The sequence below is a fragment of the Mycetohabitans sp. B46 genome, assembly GCF_037389205.1.
Classification (GTDB): Bacteria; Pseudomonadota; Gammaproteobacteria; order Burkholderiales; family Burkholderiaceae; genus Mycetohabitans.
Genome location: NZ_JADBGL010000012.1, coordinates 44,036 through 69,988, shown reverse-complemented (window position 1 = coordinate 69,988; position 25,953 = coordinate 44,036). Strand labels below are relative to the sequence as shown.

Annotated in this window: 24 protein-coding genes and 2 pseudogenes; 21 read left to right on the top strand and 5 right to left on the bottom strand. The window is 60.3% G+C overall.

Annotated elements, in window-relative coordinates; all coding sequences use genetic code 11:
* Window positions 1-438 precede the first annotated feature (438 nt).
* Window positions 439-888, top strand: a complete 450-nt coding sequence (locus IHE30_RS12755; RefSeq protein WP_337691135.1) for a lytic transglycosylase domain-containing protein — start codon at window positions 439-441, stop codon at window positions 886-888.
* A 41-nt stretch (window positions 889-929) separates the two neighbouring features.
* Complete coding sequence (locus IHE30_RS12750) at window positions 930-2,228, top strand: GTP-binding protein (protein WP_337691086.1); 1,299 nt, start codon at window positions 930-932, stop codon at window positions 2,226-2,228.
* A 111-nt stretch (window positions 2,229-2,339) separates the two neighbouring features.
* Here IHE30_RS12750 and IHE30_RS12745 read toward each other — a convergent pair whose 3' ends face one another.
* On the bottom strand, window positions 2,340-2,618 hold the full coding sequence (locus tag IHE30_RS12745) for an HU family DNA-binding protein (RefSeq protein ID WP_337691084.1): 279 nt from the start codon (window positions 2,616-2,618) through the stop codon (window positions 2,340-2,342).
* 345 nt (window positions 2,619-2,963) lie between these two features.
* On the opposite strand from IHE30_RS12745, the gene mnmC reads away from it, so the two are divergent.
* The 6 genes and pseudogenes from mnmC to IHE30_RS12715 all read left to right on the top strand — a co-directional run bounded on the left by mnmC (window position 2,964) and on the right by IHE30_RS12715 (window position 10,994).
* Window positions 2,964-4,952, top strand: a complete 1,989-nt coding sequence (gene mnmC / locus IHE30_RS12740; protein ID WP_337691083.1) for a bifunctional tRNA (5-methylaminomethyl-2-thiouridine)(34)-methyltransferase MnmD/FAD-dependent 5-carboxymethylaminomethyl-2-thiouridine(34) oxidoreductase MnmC — start codon at window positions 2,964-2,966, stop codon at window positions 4,950-4,952.
* A gap of 1,262 nt (window positions 4,953-6,214) precedes the next feature.
* Window positions 6,215-7,417, top strand: coding sequence for a cation:proton antiporter (locus tag IHE30_RS12735; RefSeq protein WP_337691080.1), 1,203 nt, complete (start codon window positions 6,215-6,217; stop codon window positions 7,415-7,417).
* A 76-nt stretch (window positions 7,418-7,493) separates the two neighbouring features.
* The gene (locus tag IHE30_RS12730) at window positions 7,494-8,609 is read left to right on the top strand and encodes a YbdK family carboxylate-amine ligase (protein WP_337691078.1); all 1,116 of its coding nucleotides are present in this window, start codon (window positions 7,494-7,496) and stop codon (window positions 8,607-8,609) included.
* A gap of 684 nt (window positions 8,610-9,293) precedes the next feature.
* The gene (locus tag IHE30_RS12725; RefSeq protein ID WP_337691134.1) at window positions 9,294-9,938 is read left to right on the top strand and encodes a MarR family winged helix-turn-helix transcriptional regulator; all 645 of its coding nucleotides are present in this window, start codon (window positions 9,294-9,296) and stop codon (window positions 9,936-9,938) included.
* 151 nt (window positions 9,939-10,089) lie between these two features.
* Window positions 10,090-10,315: pseudogene (locus IHE30_RS12720) on the top strand (oxidoreductase); the annotation flags it as partial.
* Between the two features lie 124 nt (window positions 10,316-10,439).
* On the top strand, window positions 10,440-10,994 hold the full coding sequence (locus tag IHE30_RS12715) for an SET domain-containing protein (RefSeq protein ID WP_337691077.1): 555 nt from the start codon (window positions 10,440-10,442) through the stop codon (window positions 10,992-10,994).
* A 53-nt stretch (window positions 10,995-11,047) separates the two neighbouring features.
* Here the strand turns inward: IHE30_RS12715 and IHE30_RS12710 are convergent, their stop codons facing one another.
* Window positions 11,048-12,535, bottom strand: a complete 1,488-nt coding sequence (locus IHE30_RS12710) for a sensor histidine kinase (RefSeq protein WP_337691131.1) — start codon at window positions 12,533-12,535, stop codon at window positions 11,048-11,050.
* A gap of 56 nt (window positions 12,536-12,591) precedes the next feature.
* Window positions 12,592-13,278 (bottom strand): response regulator transcription factor, encoded by a 687-nt coding sequence (locus tag IHE30_RS12705; protein ID WP_337691075.1) that lies wholly within the window; start codon window positions 13,276-13,278, stop codon window positions 12,592-12,594.
* A gap of 75 nt (window positions 13,279-13,353) precedes the next feature.
* Here IHE30_RS12705 and IHE30_RS12700 point away from each other — a divergent pair, with 75 nt between their 5' ends.
* Window positions 13,354-13,575 carry a DUF3717 domain-containing protein gene (locus IHE30_RS12700; RefSeq protein ID WP_337691074.1) on the top strand — a complete coding sequence of 74 codons (222 nt, stop codon included), beginning with the start codon at window positions 13,354-13,356 and terminating at the stop codon, window positions 13,573-13,575.
* Window positions 13,576-13,606: 31 nt separating this feature from the next.
* Here IHE30_RS12700 and IHE30_RS12695 read toward each other — a convergent pair whose 3' ends face one another.
* Both IHE30_RS12695 and IHE30_RS12690 read right to left on the bottom strand, forming a co-directional pair.
* A complete protein-coding gene (locus IHE30_RS12695; RefSeq protein ID WP_337691073.1) occupies window positions 13,607-13,909 on the bottom strand; it encodes a 4a-hydroxytetrahydrobiopterin dehydratase in 303 nt (100 codons plus the stop codon).
* Window positions 13,906-14,433: a class IV adenylate cyclase gene (locus tag IHE30_RS12690; protein ID WP_337691072.1), complete on the bottom strand. Its 528-nt coding sequence runs from the start codon at window positions 14,431-14,433 to the stop codon at window positions 13,906-13,908. The genes IHE30_RS12695 and IHE30_RS12690 overlap by 4 nt, the downstream gene beginning before the upstream one ends.
* 262 nt (window positions 14,434-14,695) lie before the next feature.
* Between IHE30_RS12690 and IHE30_RS12685 the strand changes: the two genes are divergently transcribed.
* The 12 genes and pseudogenes from IHE30_RS12685 to IHE30_RS12630 all read left to right on the top strand — a co-directional run bounded on the left by IHE30_RS12685 (window position 14,696) and on the right by IHE30_RS12630 (window position 25,953).
* Entirely contained in the window at window positions 14,696-15,571 is an 876-nt protein-coding gene (locus tag IHE30_RS12685) for a helix-turn-helix domain-containing protein (protein ID WP_337691069.1), read from the top strand.
* A gap of 923 nt (window positions 15,572-16,494) precedes the next feature.
* Window positions 16,495-16,844, top strand: a pseudogene (locus tag IHE30_RS12680) (ABC transporter ATP-binding protein); the annotation flags it as partial.
* 247 nt (window positions 16,845-17,091) lie between these two features.
* A complete protein-coding gene (gene mnmG / locus IHE30_RS12675; protein ID WP_337691068.1) occupies window positions 17,092-19,101 on the top strand; it encodes a tRNA uridine-5-carboxymethylaminomethyl(34) synthesis enzyme MnmG in 2,010 nt (669 codons plus the stop codon).
* A complete protein-coding gene (rsmG, locus tag IHE30_RS12670) occupies window positions 19,098-19,808 on the top strand; it encodes a 16S rRNA (guanine(527)-N(7))-methyltransferase RsmG (RefSeq protein WP_337691066.1) in 711 nt (236 codons plus the stop codon). Before mnmG ends, rsmG begins: the two co-directional genes overlap by 4 nt.
* 68 nt (window positions 19,809-19,876) lie before the next feature.
* Window positions 19,877-20,647, top strand: a complete 771-nt coding sequence (locus IHE30_RS12665; protein WP_337691130.1) for a ParA family protein — start codon at window positions 19,877-19,879, stop codon at window positions 20,645-20,647.
* A gap of 69 nt (window positions 20,648-20,716) precedes the next feature.
* On the top strand, window positions 20,717-21,604 hold the full coding sequence (locus IHE30_RS12660) for a ParB/RepB/Spo0J family partition protein (RefSeq protein ID WP_337691064.1): 888 nt from the start codon (window positions 20,717-20,719) through the stop codon (window positions 21,602-21,604).
* Window positions 21,605-21,726: 122 nt separating this feature from the next.
* A complete protein-coding gene (locus IHE30_RS12655) occupies window positions 21,727-22,818 on the top strand; it encodes an SLC13 family permease (RefSeq protein ID WP_337691129.1) in 1,092 nt (363 codons plus the stop codon).
* Between the two features lie 221 nt (window positions 22,819-23,039).
* A complete protein-coding gene (locus tag IHE30_RS12650) occupies window positions 23,040-23,579 on the top strand; it encodes an ATP synthase subunit I (RefSeq protein WP_443193669.1) in 540 nt (179 codons plus the stop codon).
* 51 nt (window positions 23,580-23,630) lie between these two features.
* Window positions 23,631-24,479, top strand: a complete 849-nt coding sequence (atpB, locus tag IHE30_RS12645) for a F0F1 ATP synthase subunit A (protein ID WP_337691061.1) — start codon at window positions 23,631-23,633, stop codon at window positions 24,477-24,479.
* 61 nt (window positions 24,480-24,540) lie between these two features.
* A complete protein-coding gene (gene atpE / locus IHE30_RS12640) occupies window positions 24,541-24,810 on the top strand; it encodes a F0F1 ATP synthase subunit C (RefSeq protein ID WP_041752938.1) in 270 nt (89 codons plus the stop codon).
* Window positions 24,811-24,931: 121 nt separating this feature from the next.
* Entirely contained in the window at window positions 24,932-25,402 is a 471-nt protein-coding gene (locus IHE30_RS12635; protein WP_337691059.1) for a F0F1 ATP synthase subunit B, read from the top strand.
* A 2-nt stretch (window positions 25,403-25,404) separates the two neighbouring features.
* Complete coding sequence (locus tag IHE30_RS12630) at window positions 25,405-25,953, top strand: F0F1 ATP synthase subunit delta (RefSeq protein ID WP_337691058.1); 549 nt, start codon at window positions 25,405-25,407, stop codon at window positions 25,951-25,953.

Below are 25,953 nucleotides of genomic sequence, written 5' to 3'. Positions count from 1 at the left end.
CTTGGTGTGGCACCGCCAAAGATGCCATACGGAGTGCCAAAGTTGCAACATTAACAGCTTTTTAAGTCTGAACTATCACAAGAACGATCATTCGTTGAATTCGGACAAAAAGCTATCCCTAACCGATCCTTACTTGCGCACGCATGCGTCACCATGGCAAAAATGCCGGCGGCGCACGATTGCGTCTGCCGCTTCTGTGGGCAAACGCCTAGTTCCGCCGCCTAGCGTGCCAGATGATGGGCCACACGCGGCGCAACTCGGCTTCATGCCACGCAGTAACGCGTGCCGGCGCGAAGCCACGCCCCAGACCGGGCATCCCGATGCGTTAACATGAGCGACGAAGTGGCACGAAAGCGCGCGTGCCGGCACGGGCCGGCGCGCTGTGGGGTCGCATTGTACACGCCGGGTGCCGCCTTGAAACTGCTCCTGTCCGAAACGATGAACCTGAGATCCGTCACCTCGATCGCCTTTGCCGCCAGCGTACTCGCGCTGACGTCGCCGCGCGCGCATGCGGACTGCTTCGACAACGCGGCTGCCTATCATCACGTGAATCCACTGATCCTGCGCGCGATCGCGTGGCAGGAGTCGCACAACCGGCCTGACGCGTTGCACAAGAACGCGAACGGCTCGACCGACTATGGCCTGATGCAAATCAACTCGATCCACCTGCCTAAGCTCGCGTCATACGGCATCTCGCACCAGACGCTAATGGAACCATGCAAGGCTGTCTACATCGCCGCTTGGCACTTGCGACGCCAAATGGACAAATACGGCAATACCTGGCAGGCGGTCGGTTCTTACCATTCCGAAACACCGGCGTTGCGCGACAAGTACGCCAAGCAGATCATGGCGATCCTGAACAAGTGGAACCTGCTCGCACAGCGCTGAGTGGAGCTGAGCGGCGCAAGCGGCAGGCGTAGAATGTGGCGATGGCTTCCGCTCCCCTCCCTGTCACCGTGCTCTGCGGCTTTCTTGGCGCCGGCAAGACCACGCTGCTCAATCATATCCTCGCGAACCGCGCCGGCTGGCGCGTGGCCGTCATCGTCAACGATGTCGCGTCGGTCAATATCGATGCGCAGCTGGTACACGGCGCGAGCGTGTTGTCGCACGTCGATGAGCGGCTCGTCGAGCTTTCGAATGGCTGCATCTGCTGTACGTTGCGCGACGATCTGCTGCGTGAGGTGAAGCGGCTTGCCGCAGAAAACCGCTTTGATGCGATCCTGATTGAATCGACTGGCATCGCAGAGCCGTTGCCGATTGCTGAAACCTTCACGTTCGTCGACGATGACGGCGTGGCGCTCGCCGACCTTGCCAGGCTGGACACCCTCGTCACGGTGGTCGATGCGTGCCATTTCCTGCGTGACTATGAATCGGCCGACGCGCTGGCCGACCGCGGCATGGCCGCCGAGGCCACTGATGATCGCACGCTGGTCGAGCTGCTGATCGAGCAAGTGGAATTTTGCGACGTGCTGGTGCTGAACAAGGCCGATCTGGTCAGCGCCGACGAGTTGTCCCGGCTACGGCACATCCTTGCGCGGATCAATCCGCGCGCGCGCCAAGTGGTCTCGCGCTTTGCCGACGTGCCGCTAGCCGAGGTGTTCAACACTGGCCGCTTCGATTTCGATCTGGCGGCGAGCGCGCCAGGCTGGCTTGCGTCACTGCATCACGATCATCCCGGCGAAGCCGACACATTCGGTATCAGCAATGTAGTGTATCGGTCGCGCCGGCCGTTTCATCCGCAACGTCTTTGGGACCTGCTGCACGACGAGACTGCCTGGTGCGGTGTGCTGCGCAGCAAGGGTTTTTTCTGGCTCGCGACCCGCAACGACCTTGCTGGCACGCTGTCTCAGGCCGGCACGGTATGCCGGCACGGGCCGGCCGGGACGTGGTGGGCTGCCCAGCCGCGCGACACGTGGCCGCAAGACGATGCGTTCCTGTCGGCGTTGGAAACGGACTGGCATGGAGATTGGAGCGATCCGACGATCGGTGACCGTCGCCAAGAGCTGGTACTGATCGGCGCGCATCTGAATCACGATGCGTGGCAAGCCAGGCTTGACGCGTGCGTGCTAACCGATGCGCAATGGCAAGCAGGGCAAGAAGGCGCCAATCCGTGGGCATGGCAGGGATTCGCCGACCCGTTTCCGCGATGGAGCGAAGTGTTCGATCACGTCAGCATTGTCGATGACCCACCCGGGAACACATCCGGATTGCCGGCGTTCGCCAGCTGATCAATGTAAACCACGGTGCCGCGCGCCACGTCTGGCGTGTTCGCCGGACGTGGCGCGGGGAAAGTGCACCCGCTCGTGGTCAGCGGGCGGCACGGCCGCTTGCGTCAGCGTTTAACGCTTGTTGACGACGTCCTTGAACGCCTTGCCGGCCGTGAACTTGACCGTCTTTGCAGCGGGAATCTTGATCGTCTCGCCGGTCTTCGGGTTACGGCCGGTGCGCGCCGCGCGCTTGCCCGAGCCGAAGCTGCCGAAGCCGATCAACTGGACGCTGTCGCCCTTGGACACGGCCTTCTTAATGATTTCGAGCAGCGTGTCGAGCGTCTCGCCGGTTTGCGCCTTGCTGGCGCCGGTCTGCGCGGCGACCGCGTCGATCAGTTCCTGTTTGTTCATACGTATCCTTTTAAAGTTGGTTGATTATGAACGCCACAACCGCGCCGATTATACGTGCGCGCGCCATGGCGTCGAGCCCCGCGATTTTGCTGCAAGCGCTCCCCGCACTACTCACGGCGAGGCCACATCAGCGTTGCCGCTTCCCGGCCCGAACTGGCGTACCCCCACGTGCGTGGACGGCGCTTGCTATGATAACCACGGCAAACCCTTTATTGACAAGGGTTGCGCAGAATTTACCTGCTCTTTCACACGCTGTGCGCAGTTTGTGCCGAAAAGGAACGTGATGTTCGCTCTCATCCCAATAAAAACCCGGCCAGCGTTGGTTTTTGCCAACGTTCGAGCCCGATGACTGACCCACTCATTGCCGCGCAGCTTGTGTTGCGCGAGGACGGCACCCCTTATTCACCGCTGTTTGACGACGTCTACCATAGCGCGATGGGGGGCATCGGCCAGGCACTGCACGTGTTCGTCGCGGGAAACCGGCTGCCGGCCAATTGGCAACACAAGGCGGTGTTTTCGATCGTGGAGACCGGCTTCGGGCTCGGCTTAAACTTCCTCGTCACATGGGCGCAGTGGCGCGGCGACGCCTCGCGATGCGATCGGCTGCATTTCGTTTCCGTCGAAAAATATCCGTTCAGCCGCGACGATCTTGACACGCTGCTCACGCGTCTGCTCGATTCGCATGCTGAACTCACAGATCTTGCGCGCAAGCTGGTCCGCGCCTGGCCCATGCTCACGCCCGGCATGCATCGGCTGGCGTTCGATGACGGACGCGTCACATTGACACTGGCACTGGGCGATGCAGCGCAAATGCTGCCCAAGCTTGCCGTGCGCGCCGATGCATTCTATCTCGACGGCTTCTCGCCGGCCAAAAACGACGCACTATGGTCGCCCGCGATCTTCAAGGCGCTGGCCAGGATGGCCGAAGTCGGCGCCACGTTCGCCACTTATACCTCGGCCGGCAAGGTCAAGGCTGCGCTCACCGGCGCCGGTTTCGTGCACCGTAAGGCGCAGGGCTATGGCACCAAGCGCGACATGCTAGTCGGCGAGTTTGCACCGGCCTACCGGGTCCGGCGCCATGAACCGCCGCCGCGCGCTACCTGGACGCACCGCCATGCGATCGTGGTCGGCGCGGGGCTGGCCGGCTGCGCGGTAGCCGAGCGGCTGGCTGCGCGCGGCTGGGCGATCACGCTGCTGGAACAGCGCGATGCACCGGCGAGCGCAGCTTCAGGTAACCCGGCGGGCGTGTTCCATCCGATGATCGCACGCGCAGTGACACCCGCCATGCGGCTCTCGAGTGCGGGCTTCCTGTATGCGCTGCGGGCCTGGCAGGCATTGGCCGACGCCGGCCATGCGCTGCACTGGCACGCCGGTGGGCTGCTGCAGCTCGCGCAAGACGACGTCGACGCCGCAGCGTTGCGCAACGCCATCGCCGCAGCCGGACTGCCAGCCGAATTTGCCGTCGCGGTGGACCGCGATGCGGCCAGCGCCCACGCTGGCGTCAGGCTCGAGCGCGGTGGCGTCTGGTTCCCACGTGGCGGGTGGATCGCACCACCATCGCTGTGCCGCGCCCAATTGGCCGCGGCTCGTACCACGCTTGCCGCAAACGGTCAAAGCTCGGCGTGGCGCACACTGTTCGGCGTGCGCGTTGAACAACTCGTTTATGACGCGGGAGAGTGGCACGCGCTCGATGCAGCGGGCGGGCGGATCGCCACGGCGCCCGTCGTAGTCATCGCCAACGCGCACGACGCAATCCGTCTGGGCCATTTGGCCCACACGCCGGTACGCTCGGCCCGCGGGCAATTGACGATACTGCCCCATGCCGCGCCGGCTTCGCTTCGCGTGCCCATAATCGGCGATGGCTACGCACTGGCACTGGATAACGGCCGCCTGATGACGGGTGCAAGCTACGACATGGATGACGCTGGCTTGGACGAACGGCGCACGTCACATGACGAGAATCTCAGCCGCCTGCGCGCGCTCATACCGGGAATCGCGCCGTCAGTCGACTGGGCCAGGGTACAAGGGCGGGTAGGCCTACGTTGCGTGGTCAGTGACCGGCTACCCATGGTCGGTCTGCTGGCGGACGAAGCGAATCCGATGGCGGCCGGCGCCTCCCAGTGCGGCGCACGGCTGCCGGACCTGCAACGGCGCCCAGGCCTGTACGGCGCATTCGCCTATGGTTCACGGGGCCTCGTGTGGGCGGCGATAAGCGGCGAATTGCTTGCCAGCCAGATCAACGGCGAGCCTTGGCCACTGGAGCGGGACCTGGCTGACGCATTGGATCCGGCGCGCTACCTGCTGCGCACGCTGCGCGCCACGGCTCAGCGATAGCGCCGCGTAGCGATCCGGCACGGTAATCTGACGCCCGTTCGATGGTTATCCACCTCGTACTGTGGATAACCACGTGGGTTACCCACGCACGGCATGTGGACCCATTCTGGGTAACTACTGGACGTGACCTTGCGTCAAAAAAGTTGTCCGGCAGAAGCAATGCGCGCCGCACATTTTTTCCGGAGACTTCTCAGTATGACAAGTGGATGTTTACAAGGTGTTAACTTAGGTTATCCACAGACGGAGCACTGTTTTGTTAACTTCTACTACGTTTACATATACGGTAAACCTTAAAACCAACGCCCGGTCTTGCCGAACCGGTCAAATGTGCTCTATGTCAGCGCTGCCAATTTCAACGACTACGATCCATTTATGTCCGCGCAGATAACTTGACGTGCATTGGAGCCGTTAAGGTGCCAACCTCTGCCCACGTGATACTTTGGTAATAGCCGGGTTGCCCGTACGCCGACGTCATACAACTCACGATTCGCTGTTCTTCGGGAACTGTCGTCAGCAATTTGCTATTCCACCCGTGCAGTACGGTTTGCTGATCCGTTGTCGCATGTCTTCCTGGGCATGTACCAGGTCTCGCTATGCATGGCGTTGAGCATTGGCCGCACGACGATGATTGATGTACTCCAGTAACTGGAGAAGCAGGGTTTGATTAGAGGGGAGCGAAGTGAACAAGACTCGCGTCACCGTATCGCGCAGCTGCCCGAGAATAGGCGCGCTTTCGTCAAACGCTTCGGATAGCGTCGTGCGTGCCATACATCGGTCAAAATTACCTATTGCTCATGTCACACTGCTGAATGCCGTGTTGTTTTTACCAGTTCAGGCATGTCGATTTCATTTGGGATCCGCAACGTTGCATCGGGATAGCCGGGCTATGGCAAAATCAGGCACTTTCTACTCTGCTCGTGTTTGCCCGGGCAGCCAATCCGGCTTGTCCGGCATCGTGCGGGGCGCGTCGCTATAACGAGCTGCGATGCAACGGTGAGCGCGCCTGTCAGTCGAAACAGTCATCACCTTGGCAGAATGTGCTCGACCGGTCCTATCAAGCTGCGCACTTTCTTCACGCCGCAGTGTTTTGATGCGGTGTCCGCACGGGGTGATATCGCCGCGCGTGCCGCCTGGCGGCCACGCGCAAGCCAGCGACGATCGGTGATAATGAGCCAGCCTTAAGCGCCGGTGGTGCGCAACGACTGTCCCCTAGGCAAATACTTTGCAGAAACGCTGGATACTTGACAGGAGAAGGCATCACGATGAAGTCGGCGTTTTCTTTTTTTCCGAGCTGGCCGTTAGTTCCCGACGCAGTTTTCTACGCCGGACTCGTCTTGCTGGTTGCCGGGTTGTGCGGCGAAGCCTGTTGGCGGGCGTTTCGCTTACCGCGCATTACCGGCTATGCGATCATCGGCTTGGTGGCTTCGGGCGCCGGCGCGCATGCGATTGATGCGACATTGGGTTTTTCGACTCGCTTGTTGATGGACGTGGCACTCGGACTGTTGCTGTTCGAGCTTGGCAGCCGTGTCGACTTGCGCTGGTTGCGCAAGAATCCATGGCTGATCGTATCGAGCCTGGCCGAAGGCGCGTTGACGTTCATGGCGGTGCTCGGCGCATTGCTGTTCTTAAAGATGCCGGTCGTCGAGGCCACCGTGCTAGCGGCTATCGCGATCGCGACTTCGCCTGCGATGGTAATCCAGCTCAAGACCGAACTGCGCGCGCAGGGGCAGGTCACGCAGCGGTTGCTGACCCTCGCGGCACTGAACAGTATGTACGCTGTCGTCTTGGTGAAGCTGGTGTCTGGCTGGCTGCACCAGGAGTACTACGGCAACGCGTTCGCCACGATTGTGCAGCCGATCTACTTGATCGCCGGCTCGTCGGTGCTGGCCTATGGGCTCGCGCGCAGTTGTAATTTTCTGTACCGGCGCATTGGCTTACAAGACGAGCATTCGTTTGTTGCGGTTTTTGGCCTCGTGCTGCTGGCGATCGCCATCGCACATCTGTTCAAGCTGTCGACGGTCCTGGCCTTGCTTGCGGCGGGGATCATCTTTAAGAACCTGGATGAGCGCCCGCAACTGTGGCCTGAGCATTTCGGCAGCGCCGGCTGGCTGCTCACCGTGATCTTGTTTGTGTTGACGCTGCTCAGCTTCCAATGGTCGCAGATCGCGATGGGTGGATTGGCTGCGCTTGTGTTGATCGTCGCGCGCTTTGTCGCCAAGCTGGTGGGGGTACTGGCATTTGCCAAGCCTAGCGGTATCGACCTGCGTCAAGGCATTGCGTTGGGCGTGTCGCTTGCACCGATGTCCGCGCTCGCATACTTGCTGATGGACGACACCTATGCGTTGTACCCTGACTTCGACCCCGCGTTCCGAGCCGTGCTGATGTGCTCGATTGTCACGCTGCAACTGGCTGCGCCACTGCTCGTGTATTGGGGGCTGGCGCGCGCGGGCGAACGGCGTCAATGACAATCGGCGCAGCCGCGACTCACGGCTGCGGCCAGGTGGACAATAAGCACAATCGAAGCATCCAGAGGCGTTGATCATGGCACTCGAACCCTTCATCAATTCGGAACCGTTCACGTTCGGCGTCGAGTTGGAGATCCAGGTCGTCAATACGCACGACTATGACCTGACCAAGGCCGCATCTGACCTGATGCGGCTGATCAAGGTCCAAAAGGCCCCAGGCGCGGTCACACCCGAGATCACCGAAAGCATGATCGAGCTGTCGACCGGCATTTGTCGCTCCCATGCACAAGCGCTGGACGAGCTTCGCGTGATCCGTGACATGCTGGTTTCTGCAGCCGACCAACTCAATGTCGGGCTATGCGGCGGCGGCACGCATGCATTCCAGCAATGGAATGAGCGGCAGATCTTTGACATGCCGCGGTTCCAATACCTATCGGAACTGTATGGTTATCTGGCCAAGCAATTTACCGTGTTCGGCCAGCATGTGCACGTTGGCTGTCCGGACGCGGACAGTGCATTGTTTCTATTGCATTCGATGTCGCGGTACATTCCGCATTTCATCGCGTTGTCGGCTTCATCGCCGTACGTGCAGGGCGTGGACACGGGATTTCATTCGGCGCGACTAAATTCAGTATTTGCCTTTCCACTCTCGGGCCGCGCGCCGTATGAGCTGACCTGGGAAGGTTTCGAGACGTATTTCTCGAAAATGGTCAGCACCGGCGTGGTGAACAGCATGAAGGACTTCTATTGGGACATCCGACCGAAGCCCGGCTACGGTACCATTGAGGTGCGCGTGATGGATACGCCGCTGTCGATCGATCGGGCGGCAGCGATTGCGTCATATATCCAGGCGCTCGCGCGTTACTTGCTGCTCGATCGGCCGCTGACGCTGTCCGAGGACGACTATCTCGTCTATACGTTCAACCGTTTTGAGGCATGCCGTTTCGGACTTTCCGGTGTGCTTGTCAATCCACAGACCCGTGAGCGGCGCACGATCGGTGAAGATATTTTGGCGACGCTCGCCGCACTAGAGCCGCATGCGCGCGCGCTGGGCTCGATCGACGCGCTGACTGACATCGAGCGGATCGCGCGAGGCGGCGAGAACGATGCAACCTGGCTGCGTAACGTCTTCGAGCAGGAGCAGTCGTTGCCCGAAGTGGTGCGGCAGCAGACGCTGCGCTGGCGGGGCTGACACATTACCGCGTTGCCGTTATCGCTGTGTCGGCAATTGTTTCGCAATCCCGGCTTGTATGGCGCGTGGTGGTCGCGCCCGGATCGACTTGCTGAATAACGAATAGCCCCACGGAAACTCGGCAATTTATTGTTGTCCGCCATGATATGTAGGCGTCCGGAAAGCTCGGTAAACGTTGGAAATGTTCACGCTTAACACTGTAGTCAACTCGATTCGACCTCCTCACCAGGAGGATTAGTATTTTTGTTTACAATGGTAATAGTCGTTAACAAAGGCGTACCCTCAGCGTGTAAAATCAAAAAAACGCTTTTATATCAATGAGTTATGAAAGCAATAACAATAGGAATGACGGTGTTGCCACGGTGGATCGCGATGAACAGAGGTTAGCTTGCTCCTACCGTCGGGCACGTGTTCAGAATCGATGCATCGTGATCAACGCCGTTTTTTCACTGGATTATCCACAATTTATATCCGATCGCGACATGACCTATCGTCCAGGCTCGCATAGAATGGACACGCCGACCGGTAACGTGGCCATCAGAACATCGTGGTACGAACTTTTATTGTCGGCGTCCTGGCGCACGGCAGCGCTGTGCCGGCAGTGAACCGGACGGCGGGAGCCGCAGTGCATCGCTGCGGGTTCCCGTCTTTATATTGATCTTGGATGGATTGCAAAACACGACTATGAGCGAAGGGGTCTACGGCGATAGGGTAACCGGTCGAATTACCCATGGGCTGCTGCGGCTGAGTACGGCAATGCGCAGTCAGGCTTGGGGCTGGGCAGAAGGCGCGGGCCTGACGCCAACCCAGGGAGAAATCCTGGTGTTGCTGATGCAGCGCAAGGGACCGATGCGTCTGGGCGAGATCGCGCGTGAGACGGCATTGACACCGGCCACCACCAGCGATGCGGTCAGTACCCTGGAGAGTAAGGGCTTGGTCGAGAAGCGCCGCGCGTTAGACGATGGGCGGGCACTCGCGGTGCGTCTGAGTGCGCGCGGCAAGACGGCTGCCAAGAAGGCATTGCAATGGCCCGACTTCATCGGGCATGCGCTCGGTGTGCTGCGCACGGAGGAGCAATCGCACTTCTATCGCTCATTGTTGAAAATGATTTGGCAGATGCAGGAGAAAGACCATATTCCGCGTCACCGGATGTGTGTCTCATGTACTCATTTTGTGCCGAGCAAAACCCCGAAGAAAACACCGCACCGGTGCGAATTGCTCGATCTGTCAATGGGCGACACAGACCTGCGGCTCGATTGTTCGGTCTTCGAAGAAGCTGACGTACCCACACAGAAGAGAACCTGGAAGATCTTCTCGCAAGCCGCCTGAGGGCGGGCGCCGCAATGTCGTGGCGGCAGCGCCTGGCACCAGGCATGGCGAGGGCGGGGCGCGCGGCACGTTGCAGCCGGCGCGCGCCTGCAGCGGCGTGCCCCTATACTATGCTCGTGCACAGTATGCCACTACCTGGAATCGTGCTGCGATGAGCGTCCTCTTTTCTCCGTTCCGACTGCGCGACGTGACGCTTGCGAACCGGATCGTCATCTCGTCGATGTGCCAGTATTCAGCGTCGCCGGGCTGGGCCACGGACTGGCACACGATCCATGGGCCAACTGGCGCTGTCCAGGGCCGGCATGCTAGGCATCGACGAGGTGAGCGCGGTGGAATCGGCCGGCCACATCATGCCGGCGGACCTTGGACTATGGGACATGCGCGGCACGGCTCGTCGGTACGATCCGCGATGCATTCGACGCGTACCCGCGTTGAACAGCACAATGGTGTGCGTGTACGATGCGGAGTTTCACAGTTGATTCTTCGGGAAGGAACGATTCGATGAGTTCACGCAGGATCGCCGTGCGCCGCTCTGGAGTGCATGGCAAAGGCGTGTTCGCGACCAGCAAGATTGCGCCGGGCGAGCAGCTGATCGAATACAAAGGAGAGCGCATTTCTTGGAAGGAAGCGCTGCGTCGTCATCCGCACGATCCCGAGCAGCCAAACCATACATTTTATTTCGCGCTGGATGACGGCACAGTGATCGATGGCAAGGTCGACGGCAACAGTGCGCGCTGGATCAACCATTCGTGTGCGCCGAACTGCGAAGCGCAGGAGATCGACGGGCGCGTATTCATCCATGCGATCCGCGCGATCGAGCCGGATGAGGAGTTGTTCTACGACTATGGGCTGGTTATCGACGCGCGGCTGACAAAGAAGCTGAAGAAGGAATATGAATGCCGGTGCGGCGCAAAGCAGTGCCGCGGCACGATGCTCGCCTCCTCGTCGCCGGTGCCCGACAGCGGTAAGAAGTCGCGTGCCGCCAGCGGCGACGCGAAGCCGCGTAACGGCAGCCGCCAGCGCGGCGATTCGGCTTTGGCGAAGAAAAAGCGCTGAACGCAGCCCGCCCGCAACGGCGGACCAGGTTGCATGCGTAGGCCGCGCCGGGCTCAGTGGGCCGGCTCCGACAGCGCGTCATCGTGTCCAGGCTTGCGCGACGAGGGCAGCGGCAGGCGTACAATGAATCGCGCTCCGCCGTCTGGCGCATCTTCATAGTGCACCGAGCCGCCGTGCAGCGCGATGATGTCCCGTACGATGGCTAGCCCAAGGCCCGCGCCCGTCGGCCCTTCGCTGCCGGTCTGCGCGTCGCCGCGGAAAAAGCGCTTGAACAGGTCGGCATGCAGCGCTTTCGGCACACCGGGGCCGTTATCCTCGATAACCACTTCCGCCCAGCGGCGCAGTTCAACAGGCGGCTGGGTGTCGGGGGTGCGGGCGGGTTCGACGGCTGCAGTCGCGCGATCGTCGGTCGATCCGTCATCGTGAAGCGGGGCATCGACACGGCCGACCGTGACCGTGACCGTGCCGCCGCCGCTGGGCCGCGCCGGTGGGACATATTTAAGCGCGTTATCAATTAAGTTGCCGATGACTTCGCGTAGCAGCACCGGATTGCCCCGCACGATCAGCGGTTTGCCATCCGGTGGCGGATCGTAGTGAAAACCTAGATCCAGCTGCGCGGCCAGCGCACGGGGCACCCATTCCGCGCCAGTGTCGAACGCAAGCTCGGTCAGGTCGATCTCGACGAATCGCGCGTTTTGCTCCTCCGGTTCCGCACGGGCCAACGACAACAATTGGTTAGATAGGCGCACTGCGCGGTCCGCCGAGGTGCGCAGCTCGTGTAACGCAAGCCGCAACGTCGTGTTGTCCTTGGCCACGCTGGCCTGTTCAGCATGCAGCTTGACTGCGGTCAACGGCGTGCGCAATTGGTGCGCGGCATCGGCAATGAACTTGCGCTGTGCGTCCAGTGCCGCCTTCAACCGATCGAGTAACGCGTTCAGTGCACTGGTCAACGGGCGGATTTCCAGTGGCACATGCGTTTCGTCCACGGGCTCCAGCGATCGGTGCGTCTGGCGGTTCAGCGAGTCAGCCAGGTCGGTGAGCGGATTCAACTGCTGGTTGACTACGCGCCATACAATTACCCAGCCGGCGAACAGCAAAATCACTAGTGGCATCATGATCGCGACAAGGAATTCAGCGGCGATCTGGTAGCCGTGGGTGACGTGTTGACCTACCTCGATGATGATTGCATCGCCGTTCACCTGTTCGACCCGTACCTGAGCCACCCGTACCAGGCTGTCGCCATAGCGGGCATCGAACACGTACGCGTAGCGCAGGTGCCGCACCCGCGTGCCATGCAGCGGCAATGCCGGGTCGCCGGCGATCAGCTGGTTGCCGCAGCTCACACGGTAGATCAACTGCTGCGCTGGATCAGAAAACATCGCATGGGTGAGCGGTGGCACGGTCCGCGGCGCGTCCGGTCCGGATAGCTCGACCTGCCGTCCAATTGCGCTGGCCAGGTCGACCATCGAGCGGTCAACGACCCGCTCGGTGTATTCCCACGCGAGCCAGTACGCGATGAGTCCGCTCATCAACGCCAGCATTGACAATGGCGCCGCCAGCTTGCGCAGCAGCGAGCGACGCAGACTCTTGGCGGTGGTCACGAGTTTTGGCGGATTTCCTGAAGCAGGTAGCCGAAGCCGCGCACGGTCACAATTTCAACGCGGCAATGCTCGAGCTTCTTGCGTACGCGATGCACATAGACCTCGATCGCTGTGTCGCCGAGGTCACCGCCGAAGTGCGTCAGATGATCCTGCAACTGCGCCTTGCTGACCACGCGCCCGTGGCGCAACAGCAGCATCTCGAGTACCGCGAACTCGCGCGGCGACAACTCGAGCGGTTTGTCGTCGTTGAAGATGCGCCGATCGACGCCGGATAGCCGCAGTCCACCGAGGCTTACCTCCGGGCGCGGCATGTCGCCATGCGATCCGCTGCGGCGCATGATCGCACGGATCCGGGCTTCGAGTTCGGCCGGCTCGAACGGTTTGATCATGTAGTCGTCGGCGCCGCTGTTCAAGCCCTGCACGCGGTCGTTCAATTCGTCGCGGGCGGTCAGCACAATGACCGGCGTATGGCGATTCGTCTGCCTGAATCGCGCCAGCAACGTCATGCCGTCGATGCCCGGCAAACCGAGGTCGAGGATCACGAGTTCATGCCGGTTCTGCGTCAAGGCCTGTTCCGCAAAAATGCCGTCGTGGACCATGTCCACCGTGAAGCCCGCCTGCTCTAGGCTGCTCTGGATACCCCGTGCGATGGGGCGGTCATCTTCGATCAGGAGAAGTCGCATGGAAGTCGCTCAAGTACAATGGGTTGGACCGCCTGCTGGGGCGACAACGCCCCACGTTTTGCACAAGGGCCCGTGATGTCCAATATCTCGATTCACGAACTAGAAGCTGCAATCAACTACTGGCGTGCTCGCTCGCCGTCCACCGGCGATGAATTGCGCTTGGGCAACGAGGCGAGCGCGCTATCGAAACCTTATGCGCTTTTGATTGTAACGCGTCAGCACGCCATTCCGGAGGACGCGCTAGAGCCCGTGGCACGTCAGGCGTGGCAGGCTTACATACGGCTGAACGAGCGCTGACATGGATGAAAGGCAGGGCCCGCGCGAGCTTTCAACAGCATGACGCGCCGGTGATCGAATCGATGAAGCTGGCCAGTTCGACGTCGCGCAGGGTGATGCCGCCTGCTTCATGCGTGGCCAGCGTAATTTCGACCCGATTGTAGACATTGGACCATTCCGGGTGATGGTTCATTTCCTGCGCCTTGATCGCCACACGGGTCATGAAGCCGAACGCCGCGTTGAAGTCAGCGAACTGCAACTGGCGCCGAATCGCGTCGCGGCCGCTGACCGGCTGCCACGCGGGCAATGTCGAGCCGAGCTTTGCGCGCTCGTCGGTGCTGAGTTTTTGGATCATGTCGTCACTTGTTCCTGCAGTAGATCAACATAGGCATGCGGCACGAGGTCTGTGTCGGAGACGCCCAGCTTGCCGAAGATATCGAGTGCTTCCGCCTCACCGACCGCTTCCTCGTCATCCTGCGCGAGCACGACTTCAAGCTCGATAAAATCCCCCAGGCCGTCGACGCGATCCAGGTGGATCCGGGTGCGGCCGGCCAGGTAGACGGTGCGCTCCTTCGTGACGATGCCGCGCGTGCCCAGTGCCGCAGCCAGTAGCGCATGCGTGGCGTGCGGATTCGCGACCGGACAGCGCTGGTAGAACGACACTTTGGGGCCATCGCGGTCATCGCGCTGGTAGAAGATTAACTCGGCTGGCGTGCCATCCTCAAACTGCCGTAATTTCAGCCTGCCGCGCGGCACATCGTAGAAGTGATCCTGCTGGCGGTACACCAGCGGGGCATCGCCGCTGGCGAGCGCCGCCGCACGCGCGCGCAGCGCGTCGATGTTCGGAACCCGGGCCTTGATCTCGATGTTGCGTGCCATTGATTTCTCCACGACGATGGGTGGGGTAAATGGCCGAACGGCGCCTGCCGTTCGGCTGCTCATGCAGCTTAGCGTATCATCGTGTCATTGTGCCGTTGTTGTTCGACCAGCCGCAGCGCAGCAGCAATCGCCGGCTCGTGGCGACGTCAGCGAGTACGACTACATTATTGTGGGGACGGGCACGCCAAGCTGCGTGCTGGTGAACCGGCTCTCGGCGGATCCGGGCATCCGGTTGGGGGCGAGCAGACGAACCAGACATTACATGTTTTCAAGCGAAGACAAGGTTTCAGAAGAGTCGCTGGCGATTGCCATGCGAATCCATGATTTGCTGAACCGGCATGGTGTGGGCAAACGCCAGCACGCGGTGGAGATTCAGCGCATTCTCGGGCTGAGCTATTCGCAGGCCCACCGGAAAATGAAGGGGGCCAATCCGTGGACCATTGCGCAGGTCAAGGCGGTGGCGCAAGCGTATGGCGAATCGGCGGCGATGCTGCTCGAGGGCATCGACTCGAGCGAGCCGGTTGGCGCCATAGCCGCGAAGATGCAAGAAGCGGTGTTTTATGTTGGCGAGGCTGTCTATCGTTGCCTAGCCGAGATTGGAGAGCGGGCGCATGACGTGTCGGGGCTGGAGTTCGTGGCGCTCAAGGAGGGCAATCGATGGAAGGTGTTTCCACTCGAGTCGGCGCCTGGGGGCGACTATTTCGTGGTCGAGCAGATCTTGATACGCCCTCGAGGCGCGCCCGAGTCGAGTCCGGTCATTGCGATACTCGATGACGATGCGCTATTGACTGCCGAGATGTGCTCATATTTCCACTCTCATGGCTATGTTGCGCGGCCGTACAACACGGAGGCGACGTTTCGCGCGGCGCTTCGCGAGAACGTGTTCGACGGCTTCATTGTTGACTGGCTACTGGAAAGCGGCACGGCAGAGCAGACCATTCAATCGATCCGGCAGTCGCGTCACGGCGACGCGCCCATTTTGCTGCTGACCGGCAAGCTCGTGACGGGCGAGGCGAACGAGGACGATGTGGCGCGGGTGATCCAGCAATACGATGTGAAGCCCTTTGAGAAGCCGGCGCGACTGAACTGGGTGGCGGTGGAGCTGGCGCGGCGGCTCAAAGCGGGGGCGCCCGGCTAGGACCGCCCATAACGCGCGAGCTGCTGCGCTGCAAGCAGTGCCGGGAAAACCGCTTGCTGTGCAACGAGCACCGATTGGTTTCGCTTGCTGAGTGACTCAGTCACCTTCATCACGTGCATCGTCTTTATTGTCTGTGTGCTTTCATTCAGGCACGGCGTGGTGGGTGAAACTGTCCTCTGCGTGGCTGCCTCAGACGTTGCGGTTGAAACAGGGGTGTGTGGCGCATCACGGCAATGTAACGGGAAGGCACCCATTTTGAGCGTCATGCACCACTAGGGTAAATGCTAGTTGTTGCTGGGGAGGTGATTGTTTAATCTTCAAACCGTTCGACGCACCGGATTGACAGGTGGAGAACGAGGAGACAAGTGGCGCAAAGCGCCCGAAAAAGAAAGCGCTGTTGGATAAGTGTCCAACAGCGCTTTTTATTTGTGCTGTCGATTGATGTTTATCAGACAATTGCGTTGTCACCGATTGTATTTCAGCCTGATTTAAGTGGCCGCGTCACGCGGTGTGACAGTGGTGTGTGCCGGACACACGATCGGTACGGGTGCAGCGAGCGTAGGGAGAATCACAACATGGAGGAGAGCGGGATATCTGTCCGGCTTAAAGGTATGCGCCGATTCGCCGTCTCTTCTGCGTCATCGACGGATGATGCAATGTATGCTCGATATGCCGATTCGCCTGCTGAGTGCTGAGGAAACAACGCGTGGTTTTTCTGAAATAATAATAATTTAAATAAATAGTCGATTACGATCAACGGCTGCCCGACGCGGCCCGGTTGTCCGAATATTGAATTATTTACTCAACTATATCGGTCTGTATGCCATTGTCGCAATTGGACTCGTGGTGTTGACCGGCGTCGTCATCACGGCGCTGGCAGCGCATCGATAGATGTGTTCGGTGCTGGAGAATGCCACTACTCGGATCAGAGGGAGCCGGTTTCAGCTCGTTCCCGCGGCTCAAGGAGCGGCGCAAGCAAGCCACGGGCGCGTTGTCCGGCGCAGAGCGACGAATGTTGGCAGTGAGCCGTACGGTGATGGGCAAGCCCGATCTACCGGTGCTCGACGAGCCGAGCCAGGGATTGGCGCTGCTGATCGCGAAGAAGACTGGCATATCATCGGAGACCTGCGCAGGACTAGCGTGGCGACGTGGTTGCTTGAGCAACGCGCGCGCCGCATTGTAGACATTCGACTACGGTTACATAATAAAAACTGGTAACTTGATGCTGGAAGGCCCGGCAGCGTCACTTGCATTGAATCCGCGCGTGTTTGAGAGATCTGCATGTGATCAAGACATACCTAAGCCTTGCCAAGAAGGCTGCGGCGCCGCGTCTCCTTGCGGCCGGCCTCGCGGCTAGGGCTGGCGCGGCGATGATCCCGCACTTGTTTCACGTGAAACACGACGCTTTTTTGTGCATAAATCGTGCGGATCAATTCATCAGTGTAGCCGAGCCGCTATAATTCGCGGATTCTCTTATCTCTTTTACAGGGGCGTGCACGGTTGCTCGGCGCGTCATCATCATGCTTTACCCCACCGAATTTGATGTCATCGTGGTTGGCGGCGGACATGCCGGCACCGAAGCCGCGCTTGCTTCCGCCCGAATGGGCGCGAAGACGTTGCTGCTGACACATAACATCGAGACGCTTGGCCAGATGAGTTGCAACCCGTCGATTGGGGGCATTGGTAAAGGACATCTAGTCAAGGAGGTCGATGCTTTGGGTGGGGCAATGGCGGCTGCCACCGATGAAGCTGGAATCCAATTTCGTATTCTCAATTCGTCCAAAGGCCCTGCCGTTCGAGCAACGCGCGCGCAAGCTGACCGTATTTTGTATAAGGCAGCGATTCGACGTCGTCTGGAAAACCAATCGAACCTGTGGTTGTTCCAGCAATCCGTTGACGACCTGATCATTGAAGGCGACCGTGTAGCAGGTGCTGTCACGCAGGTCGGTATTCGCTTCCGGTCCCGTGCGGTTGTCTTGACTGCAGGCACGTTCCTGGACGGCAAAATTCATGTCGGCTTGAACAACTATACGGGCGGTCGCGCCGGTGATCCGGCCGCGGTGTCGTTATCAGCGCGTCTGAGAGAACTGAAGCTGCCACAGGGACGATTGAAGACCGGCACACCGCCTCGGATCGATGGCCGATCCATCGATTTCTCAAAGCTGGAAGCGCAACCGGGTGATCTGGATCCCATTCCGGTATTCTCGTTCCTGGGTCGTGTGGACCAGCACCCCCGGCAAGTGCCTTGTTGGGTTACACATACGAACGCGCGGACGCACGAAATCATTCGTAGTGGCCTGGATCGCTCACCGCTGTACACCGGCGTGATTGAAGGCGTAGGCCCCCGCTATTGCCCGTCGATCGAGGACAAGATTCATCGATTCGCCACCAAGGAATCTCATCAGATCTTTTTAGAGCCGGAAGGGCTGACGACAAACGAGTTCTATCCGAATGGTGTCTCGACCAGCTTGCCGTTCGACGTGCAACTGAACCTGATTCGCTCGATGAAAGGTCTCGAGCATGCCCATATCCTACGGCCGGGTTATGCAATCGAATATGATTATTTTGATCCACGGGCGCTGAAGGCATCGCTGGAGACGAAGGCGATCGCAGGATTGTTTTTTGCCGGACAAATCAACGGAACGACGGGGTATGAAGAAGCCGCTGCTCAGGGGCTACTGGCGGGCATCAATGCGGGGCGCTTTGTGCAGCAGCGCGATGCATGGGTGCCCCGTCGCGACCAGGCGTACTTGGGTGTGCTCGTCGACGATCTTGTGACGCGAGGCGTATCGGAGCCTTACCGGATGTTCACCAGCCGGGCTGAATACCGGTTGAGCCTGCGCGAAGACAATGCTGATATGCGGCTGACGGAAATCGGTCGGGAATTGGGTGTCGTGGATGACGTGCGCTGGGGGGCGTTCTCGCGTAAACGCGACGCTGTTTCACGTGAAACAGCTCGTTTGAAGTCGATATGGGTCAATCCCAAGACGTTGCCGGAGGAGGATGCGGTTGCGTTACTGGGCAAGCCGATCGACCATGAATACAGCTTAGCGGATTTGTTGCGCCGTCCTGGAGTGAGCTATGACAGCTTGATGGCACTGCAGGCTAGCCGTTATGCACCACCCGACGTATTGGTCGACGATCCGGGGTTACGTGAGCAAGTCAAATACCAGATCGAGATCGGGATCAAATATCAGGGCTATATCGCGCGACAAGCAGGCGAAATCGAGCGGAACGAAGCGCATGAGAATACCCGGCTGCCGGCGGACTTGGATTATGCGCAGGTCCGCGGATTGTCGTTCGAGGTCCGCCAAAAGCTGAATCATCATCGTCCTGAGACCATCGGCCAAGCGTCACGGATTTCCGGCGTGACACCCGCGGCCATTTCGCTGTTGATGGTTCATCTGAAGAAAGGTCTGGGTCGCTCGACACTGAAAAAAAGCGCAGTAGCGGCGAATAACCCTCTCACTGAACCGGAAGCCGTCGATGCCACAACGGACGCTTCCTCCACTCGATCTATCGCGCAATGATCCGTACCGGGAGTGGGGCAACTCGAAGCGCCCCAGAAAATTTTGCGGCGCAACGGCCTGAACTTGAACTATTGTTGCGTGGTGGTGCCACCGAGCTGGGCGTTCCGCTGTCGGAGGAACAGATCGGCGGATTGCTGGACTATGTTGGCTTGCTGGCGAAATGGAATGGAGTCTACAACCTGACGGCGATTCGCGAGCCACGCCAAATGGTGATCCAGCACCTGCTCGATTCGCTGGCGATTGTGCCGCATATCGCATCCCGTTCGCCAGCGTCGTTGCTTGATGTCGGTTCGGGCGGTGGTCTGCCAGGAATCGTGATCGCGCTCGCTATGCCGTCTTGCGACGTAGTGACCAACGATATCGTGCACAAGAAAACCGCATTCCAGCAGCAAGCCAAGGGATGCTTACGCTTGTCGAACCTTTCTATCGTGACCGGCCGCGTACAGACGTTGCGCGCCGAGATTGACGGGCGGGGACGATTCGATGCAATCGTATCGCGCGCGTTCGCGGAGTTGGCCGATTTTGTGACGCTCACTCGGCATCTGGTCACGCCAGGCGGCGCGTTATGGGCCATGAAGGGCGTGCGTCCGGATGAGGAGATCGCCCGGTTGCCGGCTGGCGCGACGGTGCGCCAGGTCATTCGTCTGGCTGTTCCGTCGCTCGATGCTGAGCGTCATCTTGTTGAAATAGCTGTGGAGTCTGAATGAGCGATGCTGACAACACCCTGGCCGAGTCGCGCGTGGTGAACGCGACAAGCCCCGCAGGCCAGCAAGGCGTGGCCAAGATCTTTTGTATCGCAAACCAGAAGGGCGGAGTTGGCAAGACCACGACGTCAGTTAACCTCGCCGCGAGCCTGGTGAGGCAGGGACAACGCGTGTTGCTGATCGATCTCGATCCACAAGGCAACGCGACGATGGGCAGTGGCGTGGATAAGGCCAATTGCGCTAACACTGTCTATGAGGTATTGGTCGATGGCGTGGCGATCGCCGATGCCTGCACCCGCGCGCCGACGTCGGGATACGACGTGTTGCCGGCAAATCGTGAGCTTGCAGGAGCCGAGGTCGAGCTTGTGAGCGCGCCGCAACGCGAGCGACGGCTCAAGGATGCGCTGGCCAAGGTCGCCGATGCTTACGACTTTGTGCTGATCGATTGTCCACCGGCACTATCGTTGCTGACCCTAAATGGCTTATGCGCGGCGCATGGTGTGATCATCCCGATGCAGTGCGAGTACTTCGCGCTCGAGGGATTGTCCGACCTGGTCAATACGATCAAGCACATTCATGCGAACTTGAATCGCGAGCTGACCGTGATCGGCCTGCTGCGGGTCATGTTCGATCCACGCATCACGCTGCAACAGCAGGTATCAGACCAATTGAAGCAGCATTTTGGCGACAAGGTATTCAATGCAGTGATTCCGCGCAATGTCCGGCTGGCCGAGGCACCCAGCTATGGGATGCCGGGTATCGTATTCGATGGTGCGTCACGGGGCGCCCAGGCATACCTGCAATTTGGTGCGGAAATGATTGAGCGCGTGCGTGCGCTTTAGGACCTGTTTGCGCAGGCACAGGTCGGGTGAAACAGGCGTCGCGGCGAAGTCGCGTCGCGAAGGACGATGATGAACGCAGCAGTCAAGAAGAAGGGATTGGGTCGGGGCCTCGATGCACTGCTCGGAGGCAGTGCCGACATTACCGAGGTCGTCAAGCAACAGGGTTTGCCGAGCGTGCTGCCGCTGGACCGGCTGCAACCCGGCAAATATCAGCCGCGCACGCGGATGGACGAAGGCGCATTACAGGAGCTTGCTGCGAGCATCCGCGCGCAGGGGTTGATGCAGCCGATTCTGGTGCGACCGGTAGCGGCGCAGCGCTACGAGATCATTGCCGGGGAACGGCGTTTTCGCGCGGCACGGCTCGCTGGCCTCGACGAGGTGCCGGTGCTAGTCAAGCAAGTCGCGGACGAAGCAGCGGCCGCGATGGCGCTGATCGAGAATATCCAGCGCGAGGATCTCAATCCGCTCGAGGAGGCGCAGGGCATCCAGCGGCTGCTCGACGAATTCAAGTTCACGCACGAGCAAGCGGCCGAATCGCTCGGACGCTCGCGTAGCGCGGTGTCGAACCTGCTGCGACTGCTCAATCTGGCGCAGCCGGTTCAGACCATGCTGCTGGCGGGCGATCTCGACATGGGACATGCCCGGGCATTGTTGGCCGTGGATGGCGCGACCCAGATCACGTTGGCGAACCAGGTGGTTAACCGTCGATTGTCGGTTCGTGAAACGGAGAAGCTGGTTGCGGCCATCGCCAAGGAGACCCCGCCATCGGCCAAGCGAGCGAGCCAGGAGCGCAGCCGTGACATTATGCGGCTCGAAGAGGAGGTGTCCGACCTGGTCGCGGCCACGGTCAGGATCAAGATGGGGCGGCGTGGTCGTGGGCAGCTGACCATCGACTTTGGTAGCCTCGATGCATTGGATGGCATCCTGGCACGCCTGCGTCGCGACGCGACTGCGTGATGTCGCCTCACGAAGCGCCGTCGCGCCTTGAGCAATGCAAGCAGGACGCCGGCTCCGCGCAGCCCGACGCTGTGCCACGCGGCGCGGGCGTCGCATATCGCCGGCTCCATCGCGTCATCGTGATGGTGTGCCACGGGCTTGCTAAGGAGCCCATACTGGCGACGCTGGTTACGGCGTTTGTGCTATTGCAGTGTGTTCACCCGCAGCCCTGGCGCACTATGCCGGCCCGGATCGATTGGCAAACCGTGATGACGTTGGCCGGTCTGCTGATGCTGACCAAAGCCGTCGAATATTCAGGATTTCTAACATGGGCGTCGCATCGCCTGGTGCGTCGCATCCGCAGTGAGCGTGGCCTTGCGTTGTGGCTCGTGCTGCTCGCTGCCGGCCTGTCAACGCTGCTCACCAATGACGTTGCGTTATTGGTGGTCGTTCCGCTCATGCTGTCGCTGCATACGCTCGTGCCGCTGCCCGTCGGCCGCCTGGTGATCCTCGTAGCTTTGGCGGTTAATGCCGGCTCCATCCTGACCCCGTTGGGCAACCCGCAGAACCTGTTCCTGTGGCAGCGCAGCGGCGAGTCGTTCGTTGCGTTCATCGTCGCGCTTGCGCCGTTGTGCGCCGCACTGATGGCCGTGCTGCTAGCGTTGACGCTGGTGACATGCCGCGCGCGACCATTGGACTTGTCACGCGATCCATTGCCGGGCACGCTCGACCGACCGTTATTCTGCGCTGCCGCGGTCTCGTTCGCCGGCTTCGTGGCGCTAGCCGACGCACATCATGCCGGAATCGGCCTTGCGTTGGTGGCACTGGGCTTGGGGGCGTGGCGGCGCGACATCGTGATGCGCATCGACTGGCTGTTGCTGCTGATCTTCGTGCTGATGTTTGTCGTGCTGCGCAGTGCCGCGTCGCTGCCGATCGTGCACCGACTGCTGGCGGGCGCCGACCTCGCGCGGCCGGGGTCGGCCTACCTTGCCGGCGCACTGGTGTCGCAGCTCATTAGCAATGTGCCGGCGGCGATCATACTCGCCGAGTACTCGCAGGATTGGCGCGCGCTCGCATTCGGCGTCAGCGTCGGCGGCTTTGGCATCGCAATCGGTTCGCTGGCGAACCTCATTGCGATGCGCCTGGTCGGCGCGCATGGCAACTGGTGGTACTTTCACGTGATTTCGCTGCCGTTTTACGTGCTTGCGTTGCTGCTGGGCAGGATGTTGTTGTAGCGCAGGCGTGCACCATGACGCATGCCCCGCGTCAGCGTGCAGTAAGGAAAACGCTAAGGCAAAGCGACACTGTACATCGCTGCACGCCGGGCCGGTGCGCTGGTGCCGGCGACAATAAAGCCTTGAATACGCTGCAACAATCGCTTACAATCGCCCGGATTTATCAGCTTGCCTATCCCGAAAGGCGCGTGTAAGCGTGGTGGGACTGCAGAGGATGTGTGATGACGACCGGCGTACCGGAAAACGAGCGTGATCCGGCCGTTGCGTCGGGTTCGGTGCCATCGCCTTGCAAGCCATCCAACCGGCCCGCCACTGCGCACAACGATCGGGACGACGAGCTGGAAGATAACGACATCGTTCCGCTCACCCGGGGCGAAGCCGAACGAATGTTCGGGCCGCAGGTGAGCCGTCCATCGCGCGTCACACCGATGAAGGTCGTGACAGCGCAAATGGTTGTATCCCTGGCAGCGGCGCTCGCGTGGTGGCTGTTTTCAAAGTCGCCGGGGCATGCTGCGCTGTCCGCGGTGTTGGGCGGGGCGATATGCTGGGTGCCGAGTGCGTTGTTCGCGGCACGCCTGAGGAGGAAGGGCAGCACCGAGAGCATTCTTGCCTGGGTGCTGGGCGAGGCGGTCAAGATCGCGTCGACGGTCGCGATGTTTGTTGTGACCGCGATGCTGTATCGGAACGTCCACTGGCTCGCGCTGCTTGTCACCTACCTCATTGCGCTGAAAACGTACTGGCTCGCGCTGGCATGGCGCTGAGCGGTGCGGTACCCGACGAAGCAAGTTTTCGATTTATTGGATTGACACGTCATGGCCGCTAGCGCAGGAACGCATCTGGATCCGTCCGAGTATATCCAGCACCACTTACAGAATTTCGCGACGAAGCACCAGACTTCGATCGTTGACTTCTCGATCATCAACCTCGACACGCTGTTTTGGTCGATCGCGATGGGGCTAGTCACGATCGTGTTACTGGCGATGGCTGCGCGTGCTGCAACGCCAGGGGTGCCGGGCCGGTTCCAATGCGCGATTGAAATGCTGGTCGAGATGGTCGAGGACCAGTCGAAGGCAATCGTCCATGGCAATCGCCGCTTTATCGCCCCGCTGGCGCTGACCGTGTTCATCTGGGTTGCGTTGATGAACTCGCTGGACTTTATTCCGGTCGATCTGCCGGGCCGCATCATCGAATGGATCGGCCTGTCGAGCACAATTTCACATCATCGGCTCGTGCCAACCGCCGACTTGAACGGCACGCTGGGTATCGCGATCGGCGTGCTCGTGCTGATGTTGTATTACAACGTGAAGATCAAGGGGCCCGGCGGCTTTGTACGCGAGCTGGTGTCGGCACCATTCGGCTCAAACCCGTTTCTTTGGTTGCCGAACTTGTTGCTCAACCTCATCGAGTTTCTCGCCAAGACCGTTTCGCTCGGCATGCGGTTGTTTGGGAACATGTACGCGGGCGAGCTGCTGTTCCTGCTGATCGCGCTGCTAGGTAGCATCTGGAGCTTTGGTGCGGACACCACGGTGCTCGGCTTTGTCGGTCACGTGCTCGCCGGCAGCATCTGGGCGATCTTCCACATCCTGATCGTGCTGTTGCAAGCCTTCATTTTCATGATGCTGACGCTGGTTTACCTCGGCCAGGCACATGATGCTCACTAAAGCGTCACCAGCTCAACAAGTTTAGATTTTCAGTTTTTGAGTCTTTTAAAAAGGAGTGATCATGCAAGCTTTCATCGCCAACATCCAGGGTCTGACCGCCATCGGTATCGGCATTATTATCGGCCTGGGTGCGATCGGTGCCTGCCTCGGTATCGCGTTGATGGGCGGCAAGTACATCGAAGCCTGCGCGCGTCAGCCGGAATTGATGAACCCGCTGCAGACCAAGATGTTTCTGCTTGCCGGTCTGATCGATGCGGCGTTCCTGATCGGCGTTGGTGTGGCTATGCTGTTTGCGTTTGCGAACCCACTGCTGTCGAAGCTCGCTGGCTAAGGTTTTCGGTTACCACGCGCCGCATGATGCGCGGCGTATTGTAGAAACGGGCGCGAGCTTCGCTAGGTCCTGCGAACGCGCCCGCTTTCAATTCCGGCAAAGCTATCGTTAAGGAAACACCGTGAATCTGAACGCAACTTTGATTGCGCAAATGGTCGTGTTCCTGATCCTCGCGTGGTTCACGATGAAGTTCGTGTGGCCACCGCTGATCAGCGCGCTCGACGAACGTGCGAAAAAGATCGCCGATGGGCTGGCCGCCGCCGACAAAGGCAAGACGGAACTCGAGGCGGCCCACAAGCGGATCGACCAGGAATTGGCAAACGCGCGCAACGAAGGACAGCAGCGCATTGCGGAGGCGGAAAAGCGTGCCCAGCTCATGGCCGACGAGATCAAGCGCAACGCACAGGCTGAAGCGGCGCGGATCATCGCGCAGGCGAAGGCCGAGGCCGAGCAACAAGTGGTCAAGGTCCGCGACGCATTGCGCGGCGATGTCGCCGCCTTGGCGCTCAAGGGTGCTGAGCAGATCTTGAAGCGCGAAATCGACCAGAACGCGCACGTCGAGCTGCTGAATCAACTGAAAGCCGAGCTCTGATCATGGCCGAACTAGCAACCATCGCCCGTCCGTACGCCGAGGCGCTGTTTGGCGTAGCGTCGACCGATCGTGCCGCCGATCTGGCCACCTGGTCCGCCCTGGTGCAGGAGTTGGCGCAGGTTGCGCGTCTTCCCGAGGTGCTGTCGATTGTATCGAGCCCGAAGGTGGGCCGCCAGCAGGTCGTCGATCTGCTACTTGCCGCGCTGAAGTCGTCGGTAAAGGACTCGCCTGCCGCGAAGAACTTTGTGCAGATGCTGGTGGAGAACCACCGGGTTCAGTTGCTGCCCGAAATCGCTGCCCAGTTCGATGCATTGAAGAATGCCCAGGAAGGTGCAGCCGACGTGACCATCGAGAGTGCGTTTGCGCTGGATGAGCAGTCGCTTGCCGATCTGGTCGCGGCGCTCGAGCGCAAGTTCCAGCGCAAGCTAAAGCCGACGGTGAAGCTTGAGCCTGCACTGATCGGCGGCGTGCGGGTGACGGTCGGCGACGAAGTGCTTGATACCTCGGTCCGCGCGCGGCTCGCGGCGATGCAAACGGCGTTGACCGCATAA